This is a genomic window from Variovorax sp. F042 (assembly GCF_057814215.1).
On record NZ_JBVASX010000003.1, the window covers coordinates 359,853 to 385,476 of the forward strand.

The 25,624-nt window shown below is 67.3% G+C and carries 22 protein-coding genes; 14 read left to right on the top strand and 8 right to left on the bottom strand.

The window, feature by feature from the left end:
* The first annotated feature begins 1 nt into the window (after position 1).
* Together ACZYSP_RS14475 and ACZYSP_RS14480 are read left to right on the top strand one after the other, a co-directional pair.
* Complete coding sequence (locus ACZYSP_RS14475) at positions 2-1,528, top strand: FGGY-family carbohydrate kinase (RefSeq protein ID WP_489014807.1); 1,527 nt, start codon at positions 2-4, stop codon at positions 1,526-1,528.
* Positions 1,529-1,645: 117 nt separating this feature from the next.
* The gene (locus tag ACZYSP_RS14480) at positions 1,646-2,383 is read left to right on the top strand and encodes an SDR family oxidoreductase (protein ID WP_489014809.1); all 738 of its coding nucleotides are present in this window, start codon (positions 1,646-1,648) and stop codon (positions 2,381-2,383) included.
* 12 nt (positions 2,384-2,395) lie between these two features.
* Here ACZYSP_RS14480 and ACZYSP_RS14485 read toward each other — a convergent pair whose 3' ends face one another.
* The 3 genes from ACZYSP_RS14485 to ACZYSP_RS14495 are packed head-to-tail and all read right to left on the bottom strand — an operon-like array spanning position 2,396 to position 5,890.
* Positions 2,396-2,713, bottom strand: coding sequence for a polyhydroxyalkanoic acid system family protein (locus ACZYSP_RS14485; protein ID WP_093053707.1), 318 nt, complete (start codon positions 2,711-2,713; stop codon positions 2,396-2,398).
* Positions 2,706-3,830: an aminopeptidase gene (locus ACZYSP_RS14490; RefSeq protein ID WP_093053704.1), complete on the bottom strand. Its 1,125-nt coding sequence runs from the start codon at positions 3,828-3,830 to the stop codon at positions 2,706-2,708. The genes ACZYSP_RS14485 and ACZYSP_RS14490 overlap by 8 nt, the downstream gene beginning before the upstream one ends.
* On the bottom strand, positions 3,827-5,890 hold the full coding sequence (locus ACZYSP_RS14495) for a molybdopterin-containing oxidoreductase family protein (protein WP_489014812.1): 2,064 nt from the start codon (positions 5,888-5,890) through the stop codon (positions 3,827-3,829). Before ACZYSP_RS14495 ends, ACZYSP_RS14490 begins: the two co-directional genes overlap by 4 nt.
* A gap of 51 nt (positions 5,891-5,941) precedes the next feature.
* On the opposite strand from ACZYSP_RS14495, the gene ACZYSP_RS14500 reads away from it, so the two are divergent.
* Positions 5,942-7,069, top strand: coding sequence for an ABC transporter substrate-binding protein (locus tag ACZYSP_RS14500; RefSeq protein WP_093076819.1), 1,128 nt, complete (start codon positions 5,942-5,944; stop codon positions 7,067-7,069).
* 22 nt (positions 7,070-7,091) lie between these two features.
* Here the strand turns inward: ACZYSP_RS14500 and ACZYSP_RS14505 are convergent, their stop codons facing one another.
* The 4 genes from ACZYSP_RS14505 to ACZYSP_RS14520 form a co-directional block, all read right to left on the bottom strand.
* Positions 7,092-8,186, bottom strand: a complete 1,095-nt coding sequence (locus tag ACZYSP_RS14505) for a M14 family metallopeptidase (RefSeq protein ID WP_489014815.1) — start codon at positions 8,184-8,186, stop codon at positions 7,092-7,094.
* The gene (locus ACZYSP_RS14510) at positions 8,183-9,385 is read right to left on the bottom strand and encodes a M20 aminoacylase family protein (protein ID WP_489014817.1); all 1,203 of its coding nucleotides are present in this window, start codon (positions 9,383-9,385) and stop codon (positions 8,183-8,185) included. The genes ACZYSP_RS14505 and ACZYSP_RS14510 overlap by 4 nt, the downstream gene beginning before the upstream one ends.
* Before the next feature lie 87 nt (positions 9,386-9,472).
* The gene (locus tag ACZYSP_RS14515; RefSeq protein ID WP_093053690.1) at positions 9,473-9,970 is read right to left on the bottom strand and encodes a nucleoside deaminase; all 498 of its coding nucleotides are present in this window, start codon (positions 9,968-9,970) and stop codon (positions 9,473-9,475) included.
* A 19-nt stretch (positions 9,971-9,989) separates the two neighbouring features.
* Positions 9,990-11,180, bottom strand: coding sequence for a glycerophosphodiester phosphodiesterase (locus ACZYSP_RS14520; protein WP_489014820.1), 1,191 nt, complete (start codon positions 11,178-11,180; stop codon positions 9,990-9,992).
* A 105-nt stretch (positions 11,181-11,285) separates the two neighbouring features.
* Here ACZYSP_RS14520 and argE point away from each other — a divergent pair, with 105 nt between their 5' ends.
* From argE to ACZYSP_RS14575, 11 genes are all read left to right on the top strand, one after another.
* The gene (gene argE, locus ACZYSP_RS14525) at positions 11,286-12,452 is read left to right on the top strand and encodes an acetylornithine deacetylase (protein ID WP_489014822.1); all 1,167 of its coding nucleotides are present in this window, start codon (positions 11,286-11,288) and stop codon (positions 12,450-12,452) included.
* Positions 12,445-13,710, top strand: coding sequence for a DUF445 domain-containing protein (locus ACZYSP_RS14530; RefSeq protein ID WP_489014824.1), 1,266 nt, complete (start codon positions 12,445-12,447; stop codon positions 13,708-13,710). Before argE ends, ACZYSP_RS14530 begins: the two co-directional genes overlap by 8 nt.
* A gap of 117 nt (positions 13,711-13,827) precedes the next feature.
* Positions 13,828-15,480: a Vgb family protein gene (locus ACZYSP_RS14535; RefSeq protein ID WP_489014826.1), complete on the top strand. Its 1,653-nt coding sequence runs from the start codon at positions 13,828-13,830 to the stop codon at positions 15,478-15,480.
* A 140-nt stretch (positions 15,481-15,620) separates the two neighbouring features.
* Entirely contained in the window at positions 15,621-16,394 is a 774-nt protein-coding gene (locus tag ACZYSP_RS14540) for an MHYT domain-containing protein (protein WP_093053681.1), read from the top strand.
* Between the two features lie 99 nt (positions 16,395-16,493).
* A complete protein-coding gene (locus tag ACZYSP_RS14545; RefSeq protein WP_489014829.1) occupies positions 16,494-18,104 on the top strand; it encodes an acyl-CoA carboxylase subunit beta in 1,611 nt (536 codons plus the stop codon).
* On the top strand, positions 18,101-20,050 hold the full coding sequence (locus tag ACZYSP_RS14550; protein ID WP_489014831.1) for an acetyl/propionyl/methylcrotonyl-CoA carboxylase subunit alpha: 1,950 nt from the start codon (positions 18,101-18,103) through the stop codon (positions 20,048-20,050). The genes ACZYSP_RS14545 and ACZYSP_RS14550 overlap by 4 nt, the downstream gene beginning before the upstream one ends.
* Before the next feature lie 34 nt (positions 20,051-20,084).
* Entirely contained in the window at positions 20,085-20,984 is a 900-nt protein-coding gene (locus tag ACZYSP_RS14555) for an SDR family oxidoreductase (RefSeq protein ID WP_258351724.1), read from the top strand.
* Positions 20,985-21,007: 23 nt separating this feature from the next.
* Positions 21,008-22,168 carry an acyl-CoA dehydrogenase family protein gene (locus tag ACZYSP_RS14560; protein WP_489014833.1) on the top strand — a complete coding sequence of 387 codons (1,161 nt, stop codon included), beginning with the start codon at positions 21,008-21,010 and terminating at the stop codon, positions 22,166-22,168.
* Between the two features lie 7 nt (positions 22,169-22,175).
* Positions 22,176-23,351 carry an acyl-CoA dehydrogenase family protein gene (locus ACZYSP_RS14565; protein WP_489014835.1) on the top strand — a complete coding sequence of 392 codons (1,176 nt, stop codon included), beginning with the start codon at positions 22,176-22,178 and terminating at the stop codon, positions 23,349-23,351.
* An 86-nt stretch (positions 23,352-23,437) separates the two neighbouring features.
* On the top strand, positions 23,438-24,199 hold the full coding sequence (locus tag ACZYSP_RS14570) for a slipin family protein (protein ID WP_093076802.1): 762 nt from the start codon (positions 23,438-23,440) through the stop codon (positions 24,197-24,199).
* Between the two features lie 94 nt (positions 24,200-24,293).
* On the top strand, positions 24,294-24,596 hold the full coding sequence (locus ACZYSP_RS14575; RefSeq protein WP_093053666.1) for a Dabb family protein: 303 nt from the start codon (positions 24,294-24,296) through the stop codon (positions 24,594-24,596).
* Here ACZYSP_RS14575 and ACZYSP_RS14580 read toward each other — a convergent pair.
* Positions 24,581-25,510: a LysR family transcriptional regulator gene (locus tag ACZYSP_RS14580; protein ID WP_489014838.1), complete on the bottom strand. Its 930-nt coding sequence runs from the start codon at positions 25,508-25,510 to the stop codon at positions 24,581-24,583. The genes ACZYSP_RS14575 and ACZYSP_RS14580 overlap by 16 nt on opposite strands.
* Between the last annotated feature and the right edge of the window lie 114 nt (positions 25,511-25,624).

Genomic DNA, 25,624 nt, shown 5'->3' on the forward strand with positions numbered 1-25,624 from the left:
CATGAAATACGTGATCGGCGTCGACATAGGCACGCAGAGCACCAAGTGCCTGCTGGTCGGCATCGACGGCAAGGTGCATGCGCAGGCGAGCGTGGCCTACCAGCCCGAGACGCCGAAACCGCTGTGGGCGCAGCAGGACTGCGCCGTGTGGTTCGACGCGGTGTGCGAGAGCGTGCGCACCTGTGTGGCCGACAGCGGCGTCGCGCCGTCGGACATCGCAGCGATGTGCGTGAGCAGCCTGTACGGCGGCGCGGGCATTCCGGTCGACGAGCAGATGCAGCCGCTGCACCCTTGCCTGATCTGGATGGACCGCCGCGCCACCGCCGAGGTCGCATGGGTGAACGCGAACGTGGAAGTGCCACGCCTCGAAGCCATCACCGGCAACGGCGTCGACAGCTACTACGGCTTCACCAAGATCCTGTGGGTGCGCGAGCACCTGCCCGATGTGTGGGCGAAGACGCGGCATTTCCTGCCACCCAACAGCTATATCAATTGGCGGCTCACGGGCGAGCTGGCCGTCGATCACAGTTCCGCCGGCAACATCGGCGGCGTGTACGACGCGGCGCGCCGGCAGTGGTCCGAAGAGGCGATGCAGATGCTCGGCATTCCGTCGCGCATGATGCCGCCGCGCTTGGTCGAGTCGAGCGAGGTGGTCGGCGGCCTGAGCGCCGAATGGGCCGCGAAGCTCGGCCTTGTCGAAGGCATGCCGCTGATGGCGGGCGGCGTCGATGCAGCGGTGGCCACCTTCTGCGCGGGTGTCACCGGCAGCGGCGACCACGTGGCGATGATCGGCACCAGCATGTGCTGGGGCTTCGTGAGCCCCACGGTCGATGCACGGCACAAACTCATAACGATGCCGCACGTGTACAGCGGTGCGGACCGCAGCTATGTATTCGGCGGCGCGATCACGGCGGGTGCAGCCATCACGTGGTTCCGCGAAGCCTTCTGCCAGGCCGAAGTGGCCGAGGCGGCGCGCACCGGCGAAGATGCGCACGCACTGATCGAGCGCAAGGCCGTCGACGTGCCACCCGGTGCGGAAGGCCTCGTGTTCCTGCCCTACCTCATGGGCGAGCGCAGTCCGATCTGGGACGCGCAGGCCAAGGGCGCCTTCATTGGCCTCTCGCTCGCGCACAGCCGGGCGCACCTGTACCGCGCGGTGCTCGAAGGCGTGAGCTTTGCACTGCAGCACAACATCGAGGCGGGACGCCAGAGCGGGCAGCCGCTGGACGACCGGCTGATCGTGGTCGGTGGCGCGGCGCACTCGGACCTGTGGATGCAGATCGTGGCGGACATCACGGGCTACCCGGTGTTCACCATCGAGCAAGAGGTCGAGGCCGCGCTCGGTGCGGCAATGCTCGCGGCATTGGGCGCGGGGCTGGTCGATGCGGCGACGGCCGAGCGCGGCTGGGTCACGCTGGTGGAGCGGGCGCGGCCCGAACCCGCGGCACAGGCTGTGTATCGCGAGCGCTTCGAAATCTACAAATCGCTTTATCCAGCGTTGCGTGATGCGATGCATCGGCTGACATGACTGCTCGATGCGATCTGGAGCGAAATAAAGAAGGAAGCCGCAGGCCGGGGGACATTCGCGGAGGGAAGCACCCGGTGTCATTCGCACCCACCCCGAACGAACACTGAAGCAACTGACATGACAACCTCCTTCAACTTCTCCGGCCAACGCGCACTGGTGACTGGCGCGAGCAGCGGCATCGGCCGCGCAGTGGCGATGCGACTCGCGCAGTCCGGCGCAAAGGTCACAGCCGTGGGACGCAACGCCGCGGCACTGGAGACGCTGCACGCCGAAGCCGGCTGCACGCCACTCGTGCTCGACGTGGCCGACGCTCCCGCACTCGAACATGCGCTCGCTGCGTTGCAAGCATTCGACCTCGTAGTGAACTGCGCCGGTATCGCACTGCTCGAATCCGCTGTCGAAATGAAGGCCGAAAGCTTCGACACCGTGATGGCAGTCAACGCACGTGCCGCAGCACTCGTGGCCTCACGCTGCGGCAGGGCCATGATCGCGGCCGGCATACGCGGCAGCATCGTCAACGTGTCGAGCCAGGCCTCGCTGGTCGCACTCGACGCGCACCTCTGCTACTGCGCCTCGAAGGCCGCGATGGACGCCATCACTCGCTCGCTGTGCCTGGAGTTCGGGCCGCACGGCATCCGCGTGAACAGCGTGAACCCGACCGTCACGCTCACGCCCATGGCCGAACAGGCCTGGGCCGACGCGAACAAGAGCGCTGCCGCCCTCAGGAACATTCCGCTGGGCCGCTTTGCGCAAGTGGAGGAAGTGGTGGCGCCGATCCTCTTTCTGCTGAGTGATGGCGCGTCGATGGTGAGCGGCGTGGCGCTGCCGGTGGACGGCGGCTACACCATCGTCTGAAGCCGAAGTCTCTCAGGCGAGACGGGTGCCGCCACCCCGGGGGGATTCGAGCAACGCGTCGAGGTTGCGCGTGATCTTCTGCTCGATCATTTCGCTGAAGCTGCTGAACAGGAAGCCCAGCGTCGCGTCGAGCGTGAAGGTGCTGGCCGTGACCTCGACGGTGCCGTCGATGCCAGCGCGCGTGAAGGTTGCCACGTCGCGGTCTTCGCCCTTGGTGTAGACGCATTCGAGGCCGAACTCCTGCTCGGCCTGCTTGATCCACTGGCGTGCGGCGACGCGCGCCCCGGCGATGCCCAGCGTGTGGTTGCGTTCGATATGGATGTCAGGCACCGTGATCTCCGTTTTTTTGTTCCGGGCTGGAATGGGTTTGCATGATGCCGGTCGCCGCCTGCAAGGCACTGCGGCGTTCTTCCGTGGTCGGCAGCGCGGCGATGCGCCGGACCTCAGTGTAAAAGCGCGGCCAGTCGTGGCCTTCGTGTTCGAAGAGTTTCTCGAAGCTGGGCACGAGATCGTCGTAGGCGCCCTGCGCGCCGAAGGCCGCGTTGTTGGCGCGCGCCACCCAGGCGTCGTAGGCGTTGCGGCGGGGGCCGGACCAGCCCTCCTTCAGCTTCGCGTAGCGCTCGCGGAAATCGGCCATGGCCGCCTGCTTCATGACCTCGACCTTGGCCCAGTCTTTGGCCTTGGCTTCGGGCGATTCGTAGACCTGCGTCAGCGCGCGGCGGGTGTTGAGAGCCAGTGCGCGGAAGTCCTGGCGCTGCCCATCGAACTGCGCGTACTCGCGGCGGGCCTGCTCGCCGGCTTCGCGCTGCAGCCACATCGCCCCGCCAATGCGCTCGACGGCCGTGGCGTACGACTCGTTGAACACCGTGTCGCCGGCCACGTAGAGCACCTGGTGCGCCAGTTCGTGGAACACGATGCGCGCGAGCTCGCCCTCGGGGTAGCCGATGAAGGTGGACAGCAGCGGGTCGCCGCCGGCCCAGTTCATCCAGCCCAGCGTGGAGTACGCGGGCACGGGGTACACGGCCACCTCCAGATCCTGCTTCTTCTGCGCCTCGGCTTCGGCCTTGGCCGCGTCCTCGCTGTAGTAGCCGCGGTAGCCCACGCAGCCCGCCACCGGGAAGCACCAGCTCTTGAGCGTGAGCGAGTACGGCGGCGCGGCCACCACGTTCCACACGGCGGCGGGGCGGTGCAGGTCGGCATACGACTTGTAGCTGGCGTTGTCGGGCAGGCCGAGTTCGGCGGAAGCGAAGCGGCGGATGCGCTGCGTGAGTTCGAGCTTGGCCTTCAGCGGCGCGGACACGGCCGGGTCGGCCAGCCACTCGGGCACCGGCTTGGCGGCCCGCATGATGCCGATGTGGCCGCTGGCGGACTGCCAGTAGTAGCCGAGGTCGGCACAGCCGGTGAGCAACAGCGCGCCGGCCAGCGCAAGCGCGGGGAGAGGCCTCACGCCTTTTCGACCTCGACGAGGCAGTCGTAGAACGTGGGGCCGCGGCCGATGTCGGTCAGGCGCTGGCTGGTCAGCTCATTGACGTTGGTGCCGTCCATGCCGAGCTTGCGCCACCAGATGCCCATGCCGTGCACCACGCCCTGCCGCGCGCGGCGCGAGACCTCGGCGCGGCAGCGGTGCTCGCCGCGCTTGTTGAACACGCGCACCATCGCGCCGTCCTCGATGCCGCGTGCGGCGGCGTCGGCCTCGTGGATCTCGAGCAGCGGCTCGACCTCGATGGCGCGCAGGCTCGTCACGTTGACGAAGGTGGAGTTGAGGAAATTGCGCGCCGGCGGCGAGATCATGGCCAGCGGAAATTCGGTCGAACTGCCGGCCGGCTCCCAGTTGGGCACGTGGTCAGGCAGGCCGCCGATGCCCATGGCTTCGAGGCGCGCGCTGAAGAATTCGCAGCGGCCCGAAGGCGTGGGAAAGCTGCCTTCGGCAAACGGCGCCTCGGGCAGCTTCACGCTGGTGAAGCCCTGCGCGAGCAGCTCGGGGAAGTCGATGGCGTTGTCGGCAAAGGCGGTGCGGCACAGCGTCTCGTCGGAATCCGAGAAGCAGGGCTCGCCAAAGCCCATGCGGCGCGCCAGCTCGCGGAACACCCAGGCGTTGCTGCGGGCCTCGCCGCGCGGTGCCACGGCCGGGCGGTTCAGCAGCACGTCGGTGTGGCCGTAGCTGCAGTGGATGTCCCAGTGCTCCAGCTGCGTGGTGGCGGGCAGCAGGTAGTCGGCGTAGTCGGCTGTGTCGGTGCGGAACTGCTCCAGCACCACGGTGAACAGGTCTTCGCGCGCGAAGCCCGCCGCCACCTTGGCCGATTCGGGCGCCACCGCCACGGGGTTGCTGTTGTAGACCACGATGGCCTTCACCGGGTTTGCGGTGTCCAGCAGCGCGTCGCCGATGGTGCTCATGTTGATGGTGCGCGGCTTGCGCCCGGCCAGCAGGTCGGGGCGCTGCAGCGCAGCGCGGTCGACCGGGTAGTGGCCAGAGCTGCTCAGCAGCAGGCCGCCCGCGCGGTTGCGCCAGGCGCCCACCAGCGCCGGCAGGCAGGCGATGGCGCGGGCCGCGTTGCCGCCGCCACGCACGCGCTGCATGCCGTAGTTCAGGCGGATCGCAGCCGGCTTGGTGGTGCCGTAGGCCCTGGCCAGCGACACGATCTGTTCTTCGGGAATGCCGCAGACTTCGGCCGCGCGCGACGGCGGCCATTGCAACGCGCGCTCGCGCAGTTGCTCCCAGCCCAGCGTGTGGCTGGCGATGTAGTCGTGGTCGAGCCAGTCGTGCACGATCAGCTCGTGCATCAGGGCCAGCGCCAGCGCGGCGTCGGTGCCGGGCAGCAACGCGATGTGCTCGTCGCACTTGTCGGCGGTTTCTGTCTTGCGCGGGTCGATGCACACCAGCCGTGCGCCGGCGCGCTTGGCGGCCTGGGCGTGGCGCCAGAAATGCAGGTTGCTGGCGATGGAATTGCTGCCCCAGATCAGGATCAGCCTGGCTTCGGCGAAGAATTCGATGCGCATGCCGACCTTGGCGCCCAGCGTGTAGACCATGGCCTCGCCGCCGGCCATCGAGCAGATCGTGCGGTCCAGCAAGGTGGCGCCCAGCTTGTGAAAGAAGCGCCGGTCCATCGACTCGCCCTGCACCAGCCCCATGGTGCCCGCATAACTGTAGGGGACAATAGCTTCGGGTTTTCCCTGTAATACTCGAAGATGCGCGGCGATGTCGTCCAATGCGGCTTCCCAAGACACCGGCTCGAACTGGCCGCTGCCCTTGGGGCCGACACGTTTCAGGGGCTGCACCAGCCGTTCGGCATGGTCGTTGCGTTCGATGTAGCGTGACACCTTGGTGCACAGCACGCCACCGGTGTGCGAGTGGGCGGCATTGCCCTGCAGCTTGACGGCCACGCCGTCCTTGACGGTGGTAACGAGCGCGCAAGTGTCCGGACAGTCGTGGGGACAGGCGCCCAGCACGGTGGTCGTTACGGGCTGGGGAGGCGCTTCTTCGAGCAAGGTATCCGGTGCGTGGGCCATCGGGCGAGTCTAATTTGTGCGCGAGTCAGAGCGCGGGAGTGGGTTTTCATCATGTTGAATCGACGTCATTTTTCTTTGGCCGCAGGCGCGGCCGCCACGCTGGGGAGTTTCGGCATTGCGCGGGCACAGGGCGACACGCCGCTGGTGCTGGGCCAGTCGGCAGCGTTCACCGGTCCGGCGGCGCAGCTGGGCATCCAGTTTCACCAGGGCGCCAAGGTGTTCCTGGACCAGTACAACGCCCAGTCGGGGCACCGCGACGTGGTCATCAAGAACCTCGACGACGGCTACGAGCCCGACCGCTGCGCGGCCAACACGCAGAAGCTGATCTCGGAAGACGTGTTCGCGCTCTTCGGCTACATCGGCACGCCGACCAGCCTGGCGGCGCTGCCGCTGGCGGTGAAGGACAAGGTGCCGTTCGTGGCCCCCTTCACCGGCGCGATGTCGCTGCGCGAGCCCTTCCAGAAGAATGTGTTCCACCTGCGCGCCTCGTACAACGACGAGACGGCGCTGATGGTGAAGCAGCTCACCCACCTGGGCCTGAAGAAGATCGCGGTCTTCTATCAGAACGACGCCTACGGCAAGGCCGGGCTCGACGGGGTGACGCTGGCGCTCGGCGAGCAGCAGCTCAAGCCGGTGGCGCTGGCCACGGTGGAGCGCAATTCGTCCGACGTGGCGCAGGCGGTGAAGACCATCGTGGCGGCGCGGCCCGATGCGGTGGTGCAGGTGGGTGCGTACAAGGCCTGCGCGGCCTTCATCCGCGAGGCGCGCAAGGCGGGCTACGGCGGCACTTTCTTCAACATGTCTTTCGTTGGCACGCAGGCGCTGGCGGACGAGCTGGGCAAGGACGCGGCCGGCGTGATGGTGACGCAGGTGGTGCCCTCGCCCTACAACCAGGCCAATGCGCTGGCGCGCGAGTTCACCGAGGCGGTACGCAAGGCCGGCGGCGGCGCGAGTGCCAATTTTTCGAGCATGGAGGGCTACCTGGCCGCCAAGGTGCTGACCGAGGGCCTGCGCAAGGCGCCGGGCAAGCCCACGCGCGAGAGCCTGATCGCGGGGCTGGAAAGCATCGACCGCCAGCAGTTTGGCGGGTTCGAGGTGTCGTTCTCTGCGAAGAACCACGTGGCGTCGAAGTTCGTCGAGCTTTCGATGCTGACTGGGGATGGGCGGGTCAGGACTTAGGGGCTTGTGCTGACCGATCAGGTCAGCCGCTGAGCCCGTCAGCAGCCTGGAACATCGCCTGCCGCGCCTGGCTGACGATCTGCCCACGCCAGGCATCGGTGTCCGTATAGAACGCTTCCAGCATCCGTGCCCGGATACCGTCGGCCAGGTCGGCCGGCGCCTCGGGGTGCTTGTGCAGCCAGTGGTCGGCACGCAGCGCGCCGGTCACTTCGAGGATCGGCAGCGTGCCGTATTCGAGCGCGATGCCGGTGTACTCTGCCTGCGGGCACTCCTCGTACACAGAGTCCCACATCAGCCCGCGCAGCAGCGCCGAGGTCGAGGAGCCGTCGTAGATCGAGGTGACGGGCGCGGCGGGCGTGCCCCACCACGCATTGGCGCGCGCATAGGCGACCTTGTCGTCGCGGCAGGCGAAGATGCGTTCGCCCAGACCGTTCGGGCCCAGCCCCGTATGCAGGTCGATCCAGGCAATGCGCTTCGCGTTGCCCGCGTGGCGCTTGAGCACGCTGCGGATGGTCTTGTTGCTCCAGGTCGGCGCCTTGCCGCCGAAGAACAGGCCGTCGTCGAACTGGTATTGCCCGCTGGTCACGGCCGCCTGGTAGGCAGTGGCGCCGTGCTTTGCGATCCACTTGTCCACCGCCGCCTGGTTCTCGGGCGTGGGCGGCCAGGTGGCGGGCAGCAGCAGGTCGTGCAGCTTGGCATACGGCTCGTTGACCGGCACCGGCTTCGAGAAGTCGATGAAGTTGCGGTTCAGGTCGACGTTCTCGTGCGTCACGCGCCGGCCGTAGGAAAAACCGTGCGGGTTGAGCGCATGCACGTACAGCACCGCCACGCCCTGTGCCTTGGCCTTCTCGCGCCATTCGGCGTCGTGCAGCGCGAACACCTGCACGCCGCTGCCGCAGTGCCCCTCGGCGCCGTGGCAGGCGCTGCTGACGATCAGCAGGTTCTGCGCATTCGCGTCGCCATCGAGCGCGACGTCCATCGACAGGTCTTCGCCGTCGCGCCCCTTGAGCGGGTGCGCATGCGGCTCGACCGTGAGGCCGGCGCTCACGCAGCCTTGCAGGAACTTCTGGCGCGCCTGGGCGTAGCGCGGCGAAAAGGCCTCTGCGATGCCGATCATGTCGCTGCGCCGCCGGGCTTGAGGAACTGCTCGGCGATCTGCACCCAGCAGGTGGCGCCCAGCGGGATGAGGTCGTCGTTGAAGTCGTAGCTGGCGTTGTGCAGCGTGCACGGGCCTTCGCCGTGGTGCACGTCGCGGTGCGTGCCGTCGCCGTTGCCGATGAAGGCATAGGCACCGGGCTTGGCCTGCAGCATGAAGGCGAAGTCTTCGGAAGTCATGGCGGCCTCCTGCTTCAGCACGTTCTCGGGGCCGACGATGCCGCCCATCACGCGGCGCGCGAAGTCGGCTTCGGCCTCGGTGTTGATGGTGGGCGGGTAGTAGCGCTCGAAGCGGAAGTCGCAGGTGGCGTCGTGCGCCGCGCAGATGTGGTCGCAGACCTGCTTCATCTTCGCCTCGATCAGGTCGAGCACCTCCAGCGAGAAAGTGCGCACTGTGCCCGACAGCTCGCAATTGTCGGGAATCACGTTGTTGGTTTCGCCGGCGTGGATGGTGGTGACCGAGATCACGGCCGAATCGGTCGGCTTCATCTTGCGCGTGAGGATGGTCTGGAAGGCCTGCACGATCTCGCAGGCGATAGGCACCGGGTCGATGCCTGTATGCGGCAGCGCGGCGTGGCCGCCCTTGCCGATCACGTTGACGTGGAACTTGTTGCCCGAGGCCATCACCGGCCCGGGGCTCACGGCGAACTGGCCCGCTTTCATGCCGGGCCAGTTGTGCATGCCGAACACGGCATCCATGGGGAACTGCTCGAACAGCCCTTCCTTGATCATTTCGCGGGCGCCGCCGCCGCCCTCTTCCGCCGGCTGGAAGATCAGGTAGACGGTGCCGTCGAAGTTGCGGTTCTTCGCCAGGTGCTGGGCGGCGGCCAGCAGCATGGCCGTGTGGCCGTCGTGGCCGCAGGCGTGCATCTTGCCGTGGTGCTTGCTGGCGTGGGCGAAGGTGTTGAGCTCGGTGACGGGTAGCGCGTCCATGTCGGCGCGAAGGCCGACTGCGCGGCTGCTGGAGCCATTCTTGACAATGCCCACCACGCCGGTGGTGCCCAGGCCGCGGTGAATGGGAATGCCCCATTCGGTGAGCTTGCCTGCCACCACGTCGGCGGTGCGGACTTCCTGGAAACAGAGTTCGGGGTGGGCGTGGAGGTCACGTCGGACGGCGGCGATGCCAGCCGCCTGCGTGACGAGCGAGTCGATGAGTTTCATGGCGTGGACGTCTCAAAATGCCAGTCTATCCACTCTGGCGTTTCGAGGCACCACCAAAAATGCGCACCCCGCGTGCGCACCCGGGGTTCAGTGCCCGGCGGTCCAGAAGCCGACGTGCGGCGCGGAGGCTTCCTCTTCGAGCAGCGGCCCCACCACCTCGACGCGCCGCTGCCCGCGCGCGAAGACTTCGCGGCAGGGGAGCGAAAAGGTCGGGTTTTCGGGGTGGTCGCCGGTCAGGCCGAGCAGCGCATGCTCTGAAAGCGCGTAGACCACGCGGCCGATGTTCGTCCAGTAGATGGCGCCCGCGCACATGCAGCAGGGCTCGGCGCTGGTGTACAGCGTGCAGCGCGCGAGCTGCTCGGGCGTGAGCAGGCGTGCGGCCTGCGCGGCGGCGGCCAGCTCGGCGTGCTGCGTGGGGTCGCCCTCTGGCGGCATCGAGTTGTTGCCCGCGGTGACGACGACCTCGCCATGCTCGTTCGCCACGAGCGCGGCAAAGGGATGGCGCCCACGCGCCTTCGACTCGTCCGACAGGCGGATGGCCATGCGCAGCAGTTCGAGGTCGCGCGGCGACAGGTCGGTGGTCATGCCTGGACGATGCCTCCGCTCAGCGGCCGATGCTCTTCAGGTAGTCGGCGCGCGCAGCCAGCGCGGTGTCGGTGAAGTCGGTGAACACGCCATCCACACCGAGCTTGTAGTACACGCCGTATTCGTTCTGGCCGCTCTTGTTGTAGTCGGACGCCAGGCGGCGCGACTCGTTGCGGAAGGTGAATGGGTGCACGAACAGGCCAGCCTTGTGTGCATCGGCAATCAGCGAGGTGGGCGCTGTGGAGGTGGCATCGGCGTCGTTGATCTTGCCGTCCTTGTTGACGTCCACCGGCTTGCCGTCGGCGCCGATGGTGCCCTTGATGCTCACGATGTAGCGCTTCCACGGGCCAATGCCGTCGGCGTAGGTCTTGATCTCGGCCAGGCCTGCGGGCGTGACCATGGCGTCGAAGTTGCGCTTGTCGCCGGCCTTGGTCCAGTCGTAGGGGCGGTCGCTGGGCACGGCGAAGGTCACGGCGCCGGTCTTCAGGTCGACGCTGTCGCCGTCGATCAGCTGGATGAGCCGGGTGTTCAGGCCCTTGCTCTTCATGTACTTGAGGCTGCCGGGCTCGAAGGACTGCACGTAGATGGGCGCGGTCTTGCTGTTCCAGCCGGCCGCGTTGATGGCGGCGATGACCTTGTCTTCCAGGGGCAGGCCCAGGTCGCGGAAGTAGGTCGGGTTCTTGGTCTCGGGGTAGATGGCGATGGTGCGGCCGGTTTCCTTCGACTTGGCCTTGGCGAAATCGATGATCTCCTGGAACGTGACGATCTTGAACTTGCCGTTGAATTCCTGCGGACGCTCGGCGTCGGTGGAGATGCCGCCCAGCGTCTTGATCTCGGCCAGCGTGAAGTCGTTGCTGAACCAGCCGGTCTGGGTTTCGCCGTCGACCTTGATGGTCTTCTTGCGCAAGGCGAAGCGGGGGTGCTTGGCCACGTCGGTGCTGATGGCGAGGTTGGGGTCGTGGCGGGCGATGAGCACGCCGTCCTTGGTGGAGATCAGGTCCATCTCGATCACGTCGGCGCCGAGCTCGATGGCGCGCGCATAGGCTTCGAGCGTTTCTTCCGGCAGGTAGCCGGATGCACCGCGGTGGGCGATGACCAGCGGCGGGTTGCCGTCGAGCGTCAGCAGCTTGTTGCTGGAAGGTCCGGTGGTGCTGCAGGCGGCCACGCAGAGGGCGGCGGTGGCGGTCAAGGCGATCTGAAGGGTGCGCATGGTGCTGGTTTCTCCGTCCAAAAGAAGAGGGGCAGCGTACCCGCTTCGCGTGACGGCTACGACATCCACGCACGCGCCGCGCCGACTTCCGGGAGAATGTGTTGCATGCTCCACACGCTTTCCCCCCAAAGCCTGCTGCTGGCCCAGACCCTGGTGCGCATGAACACCGTCAGCGCCAACAGCAACCTCGAACTGATCGACTTCGCGCAGAGCCACCTCGCGGCCCTGGGCGTCAAAAGCCGCATCACCTACAACGCCGAACGCACCAAAGCGAACCTGTTCGCCACGCTGGGCGAAGGCAAGCCAGCCGGCGTGATCGTCTCGGGACACACCGATACGGTGCCCTGGGACGGACAGGACTGGAGCGTCGACCCGCTCTCCGCCGTGGTGCAGAACGAGCGCCTCTACGGGCGCGGCTCGGCCGACATGAAGAGCTTCATCGCCATCGCGCTGGCCAATGCCCATCGCTTCCTGGAGAGCGACTCGCCTTTCGCGATGCACTTCGCCTTCAGCTACGAGGAAGAGATCGGCTGCTTCGGCGTGAAGGAACTGATCGCCGACATGCGCGACGCCAACATCAAGCCTATCGCCTGCATCGTGGGCGAGCCCACCAGCATGGTGCCCGCCATCGCGCACAAGGGCGTGTACCGCTACAAGTGCTGCGTGCGCGGCAAGGAAGCGCATTCCTCGCTCACGCCGAAGTCGGTCAACGCCATCGAAATGGCGGCCCGAGTGATCGGCAAGGTGCGCGACATGGCGGAAGACTTCGAGCGCAACGAGCCCCGCTACGAGGGCTTCGACGTGCCTTTCAGCACCGCGAGCGTGGGCCAGTTCCACGGCGGCATTGCCGACAACGTGGTGCCGCGCGACGCCGAGTTCCGCTATGAATTCCGCGACCTGCCGACCGCCGACGCCAAGCGCATGCAGGCCGACGTGGTGGCCTACGCGGGCAGCATCGAACCGGCGATGAAGAAGGTCGCGCCCGACGCGGGCTTCAGCTTCGAGACCATCTGCGAGATTCCGAGCTTCCTTGGCGCGGCCGACAACCCGATCACCAAACTGGCGCAGCGCCTGGCGGGCGAAGAACGCACCACGCTGGTGGCCTTCGGCACCGAAGCGGGCCTGTTCAAGAACGCCGGCATCCCCACCGTGGTGTGCGGACCCGGCAGCATCGAGCAGGCGCACCAGCCCGACGAATTCGTGAGCCTCGAGCAACTCGCGCGCTGCGAGCTGTTCATGGAACGTCTCGCGTCCACGCCCGCCATTGGCTGAACCGGCGGAAAACAGCGGCGATGCGCTGGGGCGCATGAAGCGCGTCGCGCTCGGCCTGCTGTGCGGCGCGGCTTTGCTCTACGCGGTGGCGAGCGCGCTGCATGCGCAGCACCCGGCCTGGGGCTACGTGGCAGCCTTCTCGGAGGCCGCGATGGTCGGCGCCATTGCCGACTGGTTCGCGGTGGTGGCGCTGTTTCGCCATCCGCTGGGCCTGCCGATTCCGCACACCGCGATCATCCCGAGCAACAAGGACCGCATCGGCGCCAAGCTCGCGGGCTTCATCTGCGACAACTTCCTGAGCACCGAACAGGTGCTCGGCAAGCTGCGGCAGTTCGATGCGGCCGGGCGCATCGCCGACTGGCTGGCACGCCCCGCCAGCGGCGAGAAGCTCGGCGAATGGGGCGTGGCCGCCACGCGCTACGGGCTTTCGGCCTTCGACGACGAACGGGTGCGCGACTTCATGGGGCGCGCCGCCGCGGCCGGCCTCAAGAAAATTGACCTCTCGCGCCTGACCGGCCAGGCGCTCGATGCACTCACCGCCGGCGGGCGCCACCAGGCCCTGCTCGACGACGTGCTGCAGCAGGTGGCCGGCCTGCTCGAAGGCGACGAGGTGCAGGCGCACATCACCGAGGCCATTGCGCGCGAGATCAAGACGCTGCGCTACGTGGGCCTCGACCAGGTGGCGGCCAAGCTGGCCACGCGCAAGATCGTCGCGGCCGTGGCGCGCACCATCGGCGAGCTCGCGGCCGAGCCCGACCATCCGATGCGCAAGCGCTTCGATCACTTCGTCGAGGACTTCGTGGTGCGCCTGAAGCTCGACCCCGAGTTCCAGCAGCGCGGCGAACAGATCCGCGCCGAGCTCATCGCGCACCCCGCCCTCGGCGACTACCTGCACGGGCTGTGGGGCGAGCTACTGGCGTGGCTGCACGACGACCTGGGCCGCGACGACTCGGCCATCCGCCAGCGCATCGCCTCGATGGCCGGCGCGCTGGGCACGCGGCTGCAGGGCAACGAAGCCATCCGCCGCTGGATCAACGAGCAGATCGAGGCCGCCGCGCCGCTGGCCATCGAGCGCTACCGCGAGGACATCCGCCGCTATATCGAGGAACGCGTCGGCGAGTGGAACGCGCAGGAGATGACGCTCGAACTGGAACGCCACATCGGGCGCGACCTGCAGTTCATCCGCATCAACGGCACGCTGGTGGGTGGGCTGGTCGGGTTGCTGATCCACACGGTGACGCAGCTGCTGCGCGGCTGAACGAACGGGCTCGGGTAATCCACAGCGGACGAAAGTCCGCATGGTGTCTCCGGGGAGACTTTGCGGCCCCTTTCGCCTCCTAGACTGCTTCGCGCATCAACAAGAGGAGAAAACGCCATGCCCTGTCGAAGCAGCCTTCGCGCGGTCGCACTGACCGCCACCCTCGCCCTGATGGGCGCCTGCAGCACGGTCGCGCCGCCATCGCCTGCCACGCGGCCCGCATCATGGGCCGCTCCTGAAGCGCTGGTCGCTCCGTCGTCCTTCTCAGGCGTGCACGGGCTGGCCATCGACGCGAAGGGCCGGCTGCTCGCGGGCTCGGTCGTCGGCAACACGCTGTGGGAGGTCGACCGCAACACCGGCGCGGCCAAGGTGCTCATCGATGCGCCCGAAGGCCAGGCCGACGACATCGCCGTGGGGCCGAAGGGCGAGCTGGCCTGGACCAACTACCTCATGGGCATGCTGCGCTACCGCGAGAGCGACACCGCCCCGCTGCGCGTGCTGGCCAAGGACCTGCCGGGCCTCAACTCGCTCGACTTCGACCGCCGCAACGGCAAGCTCTACGCCTCGCAGGTGTTCCTGGGCGACGCGCTGTGGGAGATCGACCGCGAAGGCCAGAAGCCGCCGCGGCTCATCAAGAAGGACATGGGCGGCTTCAACGGCTTCGAGGCCGGCCCCGACGGCATGCTCTACGGGCCGCTGTGGTTCAAGGGACAGGTCGTGAAGATCGACCCGGCGAACGGCAACATGACCGTGATCGCCGACGGCTTCAAGATCCCGGCCGCCGCCAATCTCGACGGCAAGGGCAACCTCTGGGTGGTCGATGCGCGCAGCGGCGAGCTGGTGAAAGTAGACCTCGCCACCGGGCGCAAGACGGTCGCAAAGCAGCTGCGGGCCTCGCTCGACAACCTGGCCATTGCGCCGGACGGCACGATCTATGTGTCGAACATGGCCAACAACGAGGTGCAGGCCTTCAACCCCGCCACTGGCGAACTGCGCACGCTCACCAGCGGCAAGGTGGCGGTGCCGGCCGGCATGAAGATCGACGGCAACGACCTGTGGGTGGCCGACGTCTTCGGCTTCCGCCAGGTCGACGTGCGCACGGGCGAGGTGCGCGACGTGTTCCGCATGCAGCGCGAGCCGGAACTCGACTACCCCTTCGCAGTTGGGCTGTCGCCAAAACTCTTTGCGCTGAGCTCGTGGTTCACGGGCACGGTGCAGCTGGTCGACCGGCAGACGCTGAAGACCGTAGAAACCATCCACGGCCTGAAGGCACCGTTCGACGCCATCCCCATGCCCGACGGCAGCGTGATCTACGCCGAAATAGCTACCGGCAGCATCACCCGCGCCAGCGGGCCGAAGTTCACTGAAAAGTCAGTGCTTGCTAGCGGCCTGAACGGCCCTGTGCAGATGATCGTCGGCCAGGACGGCGCGCTCTACGTGACCGAGGCGGCCGGCAAGCTGCTGCGCATTCCGCTGGACGCCAGCGCGCCGCTGCGCACCGTGGCTGACGGGCTGGCGCTGCCCGAAGGCGTGGCGCAAACGCCGTGGGGCAGCTTCATCGTGGCCGAGAGCGCGGCGCGGCGGCTGGTGGAAATCGCCCCCGACGGCACGCGCCGCACGGTCGCCGAGAACCTGCCGATCGGCCTCGCGCCCGGCCCCGGGCTGCCTCCGCCCTACGTGGTCACGGGCGTCGCCGTGGGACGCGACGGCACGATCTACATGTCGGCCGATCGCAACAATGCGATATATCGAATTCGCCCCGTAAGGTAGAGTAACAATAAGTGTAAATTGGAGTTTACTTTTAAAAACAAATATTACAGACTGCGCGGGACGTCTTGTGGCGTCCCGATTGCATCCGGTAGTCGGGAGGTCTGCGAGGCGCTCTTTTCCTGAACTTGAAAGGACATCGCATGACTCCGCTCGTCGTAGGCCAACTCCTGTCGCCCGAGTACTCCCTGGGCATGGTGGCGCTCTCCTTCCTGATCTCATTCGCGGGCTCGCTGGTGGCCCTCATCTGCGCCGGCCGCATGGTCGGCGCCGACGGCAAGCCCAACCTCGCCGTCGTGGCCTGCGCCGCGGTGGCGCTGGGCGGCATCGGCATCTGGTCGATGCACTTCATCGGTATGCTGGCGTACCGCCTGCCGGTGGCCATCTCGTACAACATGCCGCTCACGGTGGTGTCGCTGGTGGCGGCCATCCTGATCTCCGGCATTGCGCTGTACATGGCCGGTGGACGGCGCAAGTTCAGCAAATCAGGCTGGCTCGCCGGCAGCCTGCTGGCCGGTATCGGCGTCTGCGTGATGCACTACATGGGCATGTTCGCGATGAGCATGCGCGCTTCGATGAACTTCGACCTGGCCGTGGTCGGGCTGTCGGTGCTCATCGCCGTCACCGCCGCCGCGGCCGCCCTGTGGCTGGCGTTCAACCTGCGCAAGTTCTCGCACAAGGTCGCGGCCGCTGCCGTGATGGGCGTGGCGGTCTGCACCATGCACTACGTCGGCATGAGCGCGGCCAGCATGGTCTGCATCGCAGCCGCGCCCGCCGACGCGCTGGCCATCGGCGGCAGCTACATGGGTCTCACGGTGTTCGGCACGGCCGGCGCGGTGCTGATCTTCATCTACTGGGTGGTCACGGGCAGCAGCCTCGATGCCCCCGTTGCCGCGCCACGCGCGCGCGCCAGCTGATGACCGGCTGACGACCAGCTAGTAGGCGCAAGCGGGCGCGGCGCCCGCCCCCTAGAGTCTGTGCAGAGCGAAAACAAGCGACCTGCACAGACTCTTCCCATGCCCGTCATCGAATCCCGGCTGCAAGCGGCCAGCGACACCTTCCAGGCCAACCGCACCGGCATGCTCGCGCTGCTCGACCAGGTGCGCGCGCACGAGGCCCGCGCCGTAGCGGCCTCCAGCGCCTCGGCGGAGCGTTTTGCCAAGCGTGGGCAGTTGCTGCCGCGCGAGCGCATCGCGCTGCTGCTCGACACCGGCGCGCCTTTTCTGCCGCTGGCCTCGCTCGCGGGGCTGGGGCAGGACAACCCCGACCTGGCCAAGAGCGTGCCCGGCGGGGGGTTGATCTCCGGCATCGGCCAGGTGTCTGGCGTGCGCTGCATGGTCAGCGCCTCCGACTCGGGCATCGACGCCGGCGCGCTGCAGCCCATGGGCCTCGACAAGCAGCTGCGCGTGCAGGAGATCGCGCTCGAAAACAAGCTGCCCTACGTGCAGCTGGTGGAAAGCGCCGGCGCCAACCTCATGCACTACCGCGTGCAGGACTTCGTGCGCGGCGGCAACATCTTCCGCAACCTCGCGCGGCTGTCGGCTGCGGGGCTTCCGGTGGTGACGGTGACGCACGGCTCCTCGACCGCGGGCGGCGCCTACCAGACGGGCCTGTCCGACTACATCGTGATGGTGCGCGACCGCACGCGGGCCTTTCTCGCGGGGCCGCCGCTGCTGAAGGCCGCCACCGGCGAGATCGCGACCGAAGAAGAACTGGGCGGCGCGGTGATGCACACGCACATCTCGGGCCTCGGCGACTACCTGGCCGAAGACGACCGCGACGCCATCCGCATCGCGCGCTCGATCCTCGGCGGCATCGACTGGGCGCGCAACGAAGCGCCGCGCCAGTTCATTCCGCCGCGCTACGACGCCGGAGACCTGCTCGGCATCATGCCGAGCGACGGACGGCGGCCGGTCGACATGCGCGAAGTCATCGCGCGCATCGCCGACGGCTCCGAGTTCCTGGAGTTCAGCGAGCACTACGGCAGCGCCACCGTCTGCGGCCACATCCGGCTCGAAGGGCATGCCGTGGGCATCGTCACCAACAACGGCCCTATCGATTCCGACGGCGCAACCAAGGCCACACACTTCATCCAGGCCTGCTGCCAGACGCGCACGCCCATCGTCTACCTGCAGAACATCACGGGCTACATGGTGGGCCGGGCGCACGAGGAGGCCGGCATCATCAAGCACGGCGCGAAGATGATCCAGGCCGTGACCAACGCGAGCGTGCCGCAGATCACGCTGCACTGCGGCGCCTCTTATGGCGCGGGCAACTACGGCATGTGCGGGCGGGGCTTCGCACCTCGCTTCTGCTTCTCGTGGCCCAACGCGCGCACAGCCGTCATGGGCGGCGAGCAGGCTGCGAAGACCATGGCCATCGTCATGGAGGCGGGCATGGCGCGCAAGGGTGCGGTCGACCACGCGAAGATCGATGCGATGCAGCAGCAGATCGTCGAGCGCTTCGATCGGCAGATGAGCGTGTTCACCACCAGCGCGCTGCTGCTCGACGACGGCGTGATCGACCCGCGCGACACGCGTGCGGTGCTGGCGGAAGTTCTTTCCGTGTGCCGCGATGCCGATGCGCGCGTGCCGCAACCCATGCAGTTTTCGGTGGCGCGGCCATGAACAGTGCATTCCGCAAGATCCTGATCGCGAACCGCGGCGAGATCGCGGTGCGCGTGATGCGCACGGCGCGCGCGATGGGCTACCGCACGGTGGCCGTGTATTCGAGCGCCGACGCGGATGCCGAACATGTGCGGCAGGCCGACCAGGCCGTGTGGATCGGCGAATCTCTGCCCGCGCAGAGCTACCTGAACATCGCCGCAGTCATCAAGGCCGCGCGCACCAGCGGTGCGGATGCAGTGCATCCGGGCTATGGCTTTCTCGCGGAAAACGCAGCGTTCGCACAGGCCTGCCGAGACGCGGGGCTGGTCTTCATCGGACCGTCGCCGGAAGCCATTCGCGCGATGGGCGACAAAGCCGGCGCCAAGCGGTTGATGCAGGCGGCGGGCGTGCCGTGCATTCCGGGCTACCAGGGCGAAGACCAGGGCACGGAGAAACTGGCGGCCGAGGCGGCGCGCATAGGCTGGCCCGTGATGATCAAGGCAACAGCAGGCGGCGGTGGGCGCGGCATGCGGCTCGTGACATCGGCCGACGACTTCACCGGACAACTGCACAGCGCGCAGTCCGAAGCGCTCAACGCGTTCGGCGATGCCTCCGTGATCCTGGAGCGCGCCATCGTCGCGCCGCGCCACGTCGAAGTCCAGATATTTGCGGACCGGCATGGCAACGCCATCCACCTTGGCGAGCGTGACTGTTCGGTGCAGCGGCGGCACCAGAAGGTTGTCGAGGAAGCGCCCTCGCCGGCGGTGTCCGACGCACTGCGCGAACGCATGGGCGCCACCGCCGTCGCCGCGGCGAAAGCCATCGCCTACGAAGGCGCGGGCACGCTCGAATTCCTGCTCGACGCCGAAGGCCAGTACTGGTTCATGGAAATGAACACGCGCCTGCAGGTGGAGCACCCGGTGACCGAAGCGGTGACGGGTCTCGACCTCGTCGAGCTGCAACTGCGCGTCGCGGCCGGCGAGCCCTTGCCGCTGACGCAGCAAGACGTGCGCATCACCGGCCATGCGATCGAAGTGCGCCTGTGCGCCGAAGATCCGCGGCAGGGCTTCATGCCTCAGAGCGGCACGCTCGCAGCGTGGCGGCCCTCGGCCGCGCTGCGCACCGAACACGCCTTGCGTGACGGCGCCGCCGTGCCGCCCTTCTACGACTCGATGATCGCCAAGCTCGTGGCGCATGGCCGCACGCGAGAAGAAGCCCGGCACCGGCTGATCGCGGGCTTGCAGGACACGGTGACGCTCGGCATCTCGACCAACCAGCAATTGCTGCAGCGTGTGTTGTCGCATGACGTGTTCGCAAGCGGTGCTGCTACGACCGCCTTCATCGGCGATCACCTCGACGCTCTGCTCGCCACCGATGCGGAGGATGAAACCCGCGCCGCATTGCTCGCCGCCCTGCTCCTTCAACTGGGTGACCGTGGCTGGCCCTCGCCGCTCGCACACACGCTGCCCAACGCCCTTCGCTTCGCGCTCGACGGCACGGTACACGCGGCCCGGGTGACGCCGCGCGGCGCTGGCCGGTTCGACATCGCACTGGACAACGACGCGCCAGTGCAGCTCGCCTTGCTCGCTCTACCCGGCAACGGCAGCCTCCGCTTCTCGTGCGGCGGTCTGTCCGAACAAGCCTTCGTCGTGCGCCAGCCCGACCGCGTGGATTTCCACTTTCGCGGCCAGTCGTTCCAGCTGGAGAACCTCACGCACGTAGCGGTGCCCCGCACCGACGGCACCGCCGGCGACGGCCTGCTGCGCGCATCCATGAACGGCCGCGTGATCGCCCTGCTGGTGGCCGAAGGCGATGCGGTCGCAGCTGGCCAGCCACTCGTCACGCTCGAAGCGATGAAGATGGAGCACGTGCACTGCGCGCCGCGCGCCGGCCGTGTCGCACTGCATGTCGCGGTGGGTGCGCAGGTGGCTGCGCGCCATGTGGTTGCGCAAGTCGCCGACGCGTGACGCTCTTCAAGACAAGTTTCCGAAAGTCTTCCGCATGAATGCATCCTCCCGCTACCGCTCCGTCTTCGCACCCGGCCTGTTCGGCGGACAGGTCATCGTCGTCACCGGCGGCGGCTCCGGCATTGGCCGCTGCACAGCGCACGAACTCGCGGCGCTCGGCGCACAGGTGGTGCTGGTCGGCCGCAAGCCCGAGAAGCTCGACAAGGTGCGCGCCGAGATCGAAGCCAGCGGCGGCAAGGCCAGCACACAGGCCTTCGACATCCGCCAGGAAGAAGCGGTACGCGCGGCCATCGCCGCCGTCGTCGCAGCGCACGGCCGCATCGACGGCCTCGTCAACAACGCTGGCGGCCAATACATCACGCCGCTCGCCGCCATCTCGGCCAAGGGCTGGGAGGCGGTGATCCACACCAACCTCACGGGCGGCTTCCTGGTCGCGCGCGAGTGCTATGTGCAAAGCATGCAGGCCAACGGCGGCGCCATCGTCAACATCGTGGCCGACATCTGGGGCTCCATGCCCAATATGGGCCACAGCGGCGCGGCGCGCGCCGGCATGGTGAGCTTCACCGAAACGGCGGCCGCCGAATGGGCCGTGAGCGGCGTGCGCGTGAACGCGGTGGCACCGGGCTACATCGCATCGAGCGGCATGGACCACTACCCGCCCGAAGCCGGCGACATGCTGCGCGCCATGCGCAACACGGTGCCTGCGGGCCGCTTCGGCAACGAGGCCGAGACCTCTGCCGCCATCGCCTTCCTGCTGAGTCCTGCGGCCAGCTTCATCAGCGGCAGCGTGCTGCGCGTGGACGGCGCACGGCCGCAGGTACGCATGGGCTGGCCGATGGAAATTCCCGATGCGCAGACGCAGCAGCGCGCGGCAGTGCGGCCTTTCGATGGCTTTCACCTCGCCCAGACGCCGCGCGTGTTCCAGGACAAGTAAAGAACGACCGGAGACAAGACACCATGCAGTACACCCACGAACACCTCGAGATCCAGAAGACCCTGCGCCGCTTCATCGACGACGAGATCAACCCGCATGTGGACGAATGGGAGGCGGCCGAGATCTTCCCTGCGCACGAGGTGTTCAAGAAGCTCGGCAATCTCGGCATGCTGGGCCTGAACAAGCCAGAGGCCTTCGGCGGCGCCGGGCTCGACTACTCGCACGCGATGGCGATGGCCGAGGCGCTGGGCCACATCAGCTGCGGCGGCGTGCCGATGGCGATCGGCGTGCAGACCGACATGTGCACGCCCGCGCTTGCACGTTTCGGCAGCGACGAGCTGCGCCGCGAGTTCCTGGCGCCCGCCATCGCCGGCGACATGGTCGGCTGCATCGGCGTGAGCGAGCCAGGCGCGGGCAGCGACGTGGCGGGCCTGAAGAGCCACGCGCGCAAGGACGGCGACGACTACCTCATCAGCGGCCAGAAGATGTGGATCACCAACAGCCTGCAGGCCGACTGGATGTGCATGCTGGTCAACACCAGCGACGGCCCCGTGCACCGCAACAAGTCGCTCGTGATGGTGCCGATGGACAGCCCCGGCATCGAGAAGGCGAAGAAGATCCGCAAGATCGGCATGAATTCGAGCGACACCGGGCTCATCTACTTCGACAACGTGCGCGTGCCGCAGCGCTACCGCGTCGGCGAGGAAGGCCAGGGCTTCGTCTACCAGATGCAGCAGTTCCAGGAAGAGCGCCTATGGGCGGCTGCAAGTTCGCTCGAACCGATGGAAGACTGCATCGCGCAGACCATCGAATGGGCGCAGCAGCGGCAGATGTTCGGCGCCACGCTGGCCGACCAGCAGTGGGTGCAGTTCAAGCTGGCCGAGCTGAAGACCGAGGTGGAGGCGCTGCGCGCGCTCACGTATCGCGCCTGCGACCTGCATGTGCAGGGCGAAGACGTGCTCGAACTCGCATCGATGGCCAAACTCAAGACCGGTCGCCTCACGCGGCAGGTGTCCGATACCTGCCTGCAGTTCTGGGGCGGCATGGGCTTCACGCTGGAAAACCGCGTGTCGCGGCTGTACCGCGACGGGCGACTGGGCTCCATCGGCGGCGGCGCGGACGAAGTGATGCTCGGCATCCTTGCGAAGACCATGGGCATCGCCAAGCGGCCGCCGCGCGGTTGAACACGGCATGGACGCCGAACTGCAAGCCGACCGAGCCGCGCTCGCCGATACGGTGCGGCGCTTTGCCGAAAGCGAGATCGCGCCGCATGTGCAGGCGTGGGACGACGAGGGTGAGTTTCCGCGCGCGCTCTACGCCCGTGCCGCCGAACTTGGCCTGCTGGGCCTGGGCTATCCGGAAGAACTCGGCGGCACGCCGGCCTCGTATTCGCTCAAGCTGCCGGCGTGGGTCGCGCTCGCGCGCCATGGCAAGAGCGGCGGCGTGCTCGCGAGCCTGTTCTCGCACAACATCGGCCTGCCGCCCGTGGTGCTGCATGCAAGCGACGCGTTGCGCCAAGAAGTCGTGCCGCCGGTGCTGCGCGGCGAGAAGATCGCAGCGCTTGCCATCACCGAGCCCGGTGGCGGCTCCGACGTGGCCTCGTTGCGCACTACTGCAAGGCGAGAAACAGACGGCGACGGCGATCACTACGTGGTCAATGGCGAGAAGACTTTCATCACCTCGGGCATGCGCGCCGACTGGATCACCGTGGCCGTGCGCACCGGCGAAGGACGCGGCGCGGGCGGCATCTCGATGCTGCTGGTGCCGGGCGATACGCCCGGCCTTTCGCGCACACGCCTGTCGAAGATGGGCTGGCTGTGCTCCGACACCGCAACACTGCACTTCGACAACGTGCGCGTGCCGGCGCGCTACCTTCTCGGGAACGAGGGCGAAGGCTTCCGCATGGTCATGGGCAACTTCAACGGCGAACGCATCGGCATCGCGGCGGGCACGCTAGGTTTCTCGCAGGCCTGCCTCGACGAGGCCCTGGCCTGGGCGCGCGAGCGCAAGACCTTCGGCGCTGCGCTCATCCAACACCAGGCGGTGCGCCACAAGCTGGTCGACATGCAGATGCGCATCGCCTCCACCGAGGCCTGGATCGAGGCGGTATCGGCCGAAGGCGACGCGCTCGAAGCGGCGGGGCGCTTCAATGCACCCGAATGGGTCGCGCAGATCTGCATGCTCAAGAACCACGCGACGCAGACCATGCAGTTCTGCGCCGACCAGGCGGTGCAGATCCTTGGCGGCATGGGCTTCATGCGCGGCACGGTGAGCGAGCGCATCTACCGCGAGGTGAAGGTGATGATGATCGGCGGCGGGGCCGAAGAGATCATGAAAGAACTGGCAGCGAAGCAGATGGGCTGGTAGTCACCTTTCTTTGGGCCGGGGCGGAACGCCGCCAAGCGCCGGGTGTCCAACCATCCAGCGCTTTCGCTGGGTCGCAGGAGACCAACATGCTCTCTCTTACCTCCGGCATCGGCGCCGTCATCCTTGTGCTGTTGGCGGTGCTGCTGTTTTCAGCGGTATGGATCTTCCGGGAGTACGAACGCGGCATCGTGTTCACCCTCGGGCGCTTCTCGAAGGTTTCGGGGCCGGGTCTGGTGCTCGTGATACCGGCCATCCAGCAGGTGGTGCGCGTCGACCTGCGCACCGTGGTGCTCGAAGTGCCGACTCAGGACGTGATCTCGCGCGACAACGTGTCGGTGAAGGTCAGCGCGGTCGTCTACTTCCGCATCGTCGATGCCGAGAAGGCCATCATCCAGGTGAAGGACTTCTTCAACGCCACCAGCCAGCTGGCCCAGACCACCCTGCGCTCGGTGCTCGGCAAGCACCAGCTCGACGACATGCTGGCCGAGCGCGAGAAGCTCAACCTCGACGTGCGCGAGTCGCTGGATGTGCAGACGGCTTCATGGGGCATCAAGGTGTCGAACGTGGAGATCAAGCAGATCGACCTGACCGAATCGATGGTGCGCGCCATCGCGCGGCAGGCGGAGGCGGAACGCGAGCGCCGCGCCAAGGTGATCCACGCGGAGGGCGAACTGCAGGCTTCCGAGAAGCTGTTCCAGGCCGCGCGCGTGCTGGCGCAGGAGCCGCAGGCCATTCAGCTGCGCTACCTGGAAACTCTCACGGTGATCGGTGCCGACAAGAACACGACCATCGTGTTTCCGTTGCCGATGGATCTGATCTCGAGCTTCCTCGGCAAGCAGCACGCATAGCGGCACGCAACGCGCGGAAGCGGAAAACTGTTCTTCACGCGCGAAGGCCTGCAACGCATGGCCTTTCGCGAGGCGCCTGCTTACCATCGTGCGCATGTTCAAGCACATCGTGATGTGGGACCTGCGTGGCGACACGCCGGAAGAAAAGACGCAGGCCCGCCAACTGCTCAAGCACAAGTTCGAATCGCTGCGCGGCCAGATCCCGGGCCTGCTGCACATCGAAGTGGGCGTTGATTCGAGCCGCGCAAGTTATGCCTGCGACGTGGTGCTCTACAGCGAGTTCGACAGCCAGGCCTCGCTCGACGGCTACGCCACGCATCCAGCGCACCTGCGCATTCGCGAAGAGCTGGGCGACCTTCGCGTCGCGCGGCACCAGGTCGATTACGCGGCAGACTGATCGGCGCCGGCCTGCGCGAGCCCAACGCAGAACTCGCGCACCAGCCGCAGCGCAGGCGCCTCGGTGCGGCCTTCGAGCGTGACGAAGGCGAACTGCGCGTTGAGCCCCGCAGCAGGCTCCACCTTCAACTCGGCCAGTTCGCCGCTGTCCTGCAGCGCGCGGGTGGCAGCGAGCACGCCCAGGAAGATCGCGTCGGTGTTGCGCACAGCATCGATCAACGCGCCGATGTCTTCCGACGACACATGCAGCCAGCGCTGCGGGCTGGCGTCGCTGCCGTAGCGCTCGACCAGGATGCGCGCCACGTCGTCGCTGACCATCGTCGAGACCACCGGGTAGCGCACGAGGTCGTCGAAGCGCACGGGCTTGCCGCGGCCCTTCGCGAGCAGGGGATGGCCGCGCCGGCAGACGAAGCCGGAGCGCAGCGTCGGCAGCACATCGATGTGCAGGTCCTCGCGCGGTGACACCGCCCGGTAGGTGAGCACCAGCGCGTCGAGCGTGCGCGTGCGCAGCGCCGCCAGTTGCGAGTCAGGCCCGCCGCCGTGCAGTTGCAGGCCCACGCGCGGGTGGTTGCGCAACATGTGAGTCAGCAGCGGCGACGAGAACAACGCTCCCGGCGCGGCGCCAAGCCCCAGCCGTACCAAGCCGGCCTGCCCGTCGGCCAGCAGCGCGGCGGCGCGCTTCAGTTCGTGCGTCTCCATCGAGATGCGCTTGGCGCGGGCCAGCACTATCGCACCGAAGGGCGTGAGCTCGTTGCGCTTGCCGACACGGTCAATCAGCTGCATGCCGAGTTCCTGTTCGAGCATCTGGATGCTGCGGCTGAGCGCCGGCTGCGTGAGATGCACTTTCTCGGACGCGCGGCTGAAGGAGCCGGTTTCGGCGAGCGCGAGCAGGTGGTCGAGTTGCTGGAGGTTCATGGTGGGCCGTCCGTTGTCATACGCATGAGGCGTACTCATGGTAATGACAAAAACAATGCATTGGACAGATATACCGCTGATTCCTAGCATCCATCGCGTACTACTTTGGACCAA

Bases quoted from the DNA above. Each gene is read 5' to 3' on its own strand.
- ACZYSP_RS14475 (WP_489014807.1), top strand. From the start codon at position 2: ATGAAATACGTGATCGGCGTCGACATAGGCACGCAGAGCACCAAGTGC.
- ACZYSP_RS14480 (WP_489014809.1), top strand. From the start codon at position 1,646: ATGACAACCTCCTTCAACTTCTCCGGCCAACGCGCACTGGTGACTGGC.
- ACZYSP_RS14495 (WP_489014812.1), bottom strand. From the start codon at position 5,890: ATGGCCCACGCACCGGATACCTTGCTCGAAGAAGCGCCTCCCCAGCCC.
- ACZYSP_RS14500 (WP_093076819.1), top strand. From the start codon at position 5,942: ATGTTGAATCGACGTCATTTTTCTTTGGCCGCAGGCGCGGCCGCCACG.
- ACZYSP_RS14505 (WP_489014815.1), bottom strand. From the start codon at position 8,186: ATGATCGGCATCGCAGAGGCCTTTTCGCCGCGCTACGCCCAGGCGCGC.
- ACZYSP_RS14510 (WP_489014817.1), bottom strand. From the start codon at position 9,385: ATGAAACTCATCGACTCGCTCGTCACGCAGGCGGCTGGCATCGCCGCC.
- ACZYSP_RS14515 (WP_093053690.1), bottom strand. From the start codon at position 9,970: ATGACCACCGACCTGTCGCCGCGCGACCTCGAACTGCTGCGCATGGCC.
- ACZYSP_RS14520 (WP_489014820.1), bottom strand. From the start codon at position 11,180: ATGCGCACCCTTCAGATCGCCTTGACCGCCACCGCCGCCCTCTGCGTG.
- argE (WP_489014822.1), top strand. From the start codon at position 11,286: ATGCTCCACACGCTTTCCCCCCAAAGCCTGCTGCTGGCCCAGACCCTG.
- ACZYSP_RS14535 (WP_489014826.1), top strand. From the start codon at position 13,828: ATGCCCTGTCGAAGCAGCCTTCGCGCGGTCGCACTGACCGCCACCCTC.
- ACZYSP_RS14540 (WP_093053681.1), top strand. From the start codon at position 15,621: ATGACTCCGCTCGTCGTAGGCCAACTCCTGTCGCCCGAGTACTCCCTG.
- ACZYSP_RS14545 (WP_489014829.1), top strand. From the start codon at position 16,494: ATGCCCGTCATCGAATCCCGGCTGCAAGCGGCCAGCGACACCTTCCAG.
- ACZYSP_RS14550 (WP_489014831.1), top strand. From the start codon at position 18,101: ATGAACAGTGCATTCCGCAAGATCCTGATCGCGAACCGCGGCGAGATC.
- ACZYSP_RS14555 (WP_258351724.1), top strand. From the start codon at position 20,085: ATGAATGCATCCTCCCGCTACCGCTCCGTCTTCGCACCCGGCCTGTTC.
- ACZYSP_RS14560 (WP_489014833.1), top strand. From the start codon at position 21,008: ATGCAGTACACCCACGAACACCTCGAGATCCAGAAGACCCTGCGCCGC.
- ACZYSP_RS14565 (WP_489014835.1), top strand. From the start codon at position 22,176: ATGGACGCCGAACTGCAAGCCGACCGAGCCGCGCTCGCCGATACGGTG.
- ACZYSP_RS14570 (WP_093076802.1), top strand. From the start codon at position 23,438: ATGCTCTCTCTTACCTCCGGCATCGGCGCCGTCATCCTTGTGCTGTTG.
- ACZYSP_RS14575 (WP_093053666.1), top strand. From the start codon at position 24,294: ATGTTCAAGCACATCGTGATGTGGGACCTGCGTGGCGACACGCCGGAA.
- ACZYSP_RS14580 (WP_489014838.1), bottom strand. From the start codon at position 25,510: ATGAACCTCCAGCAACTCGACCACCTGCTCGCGCTCGCCGAAACCGGC.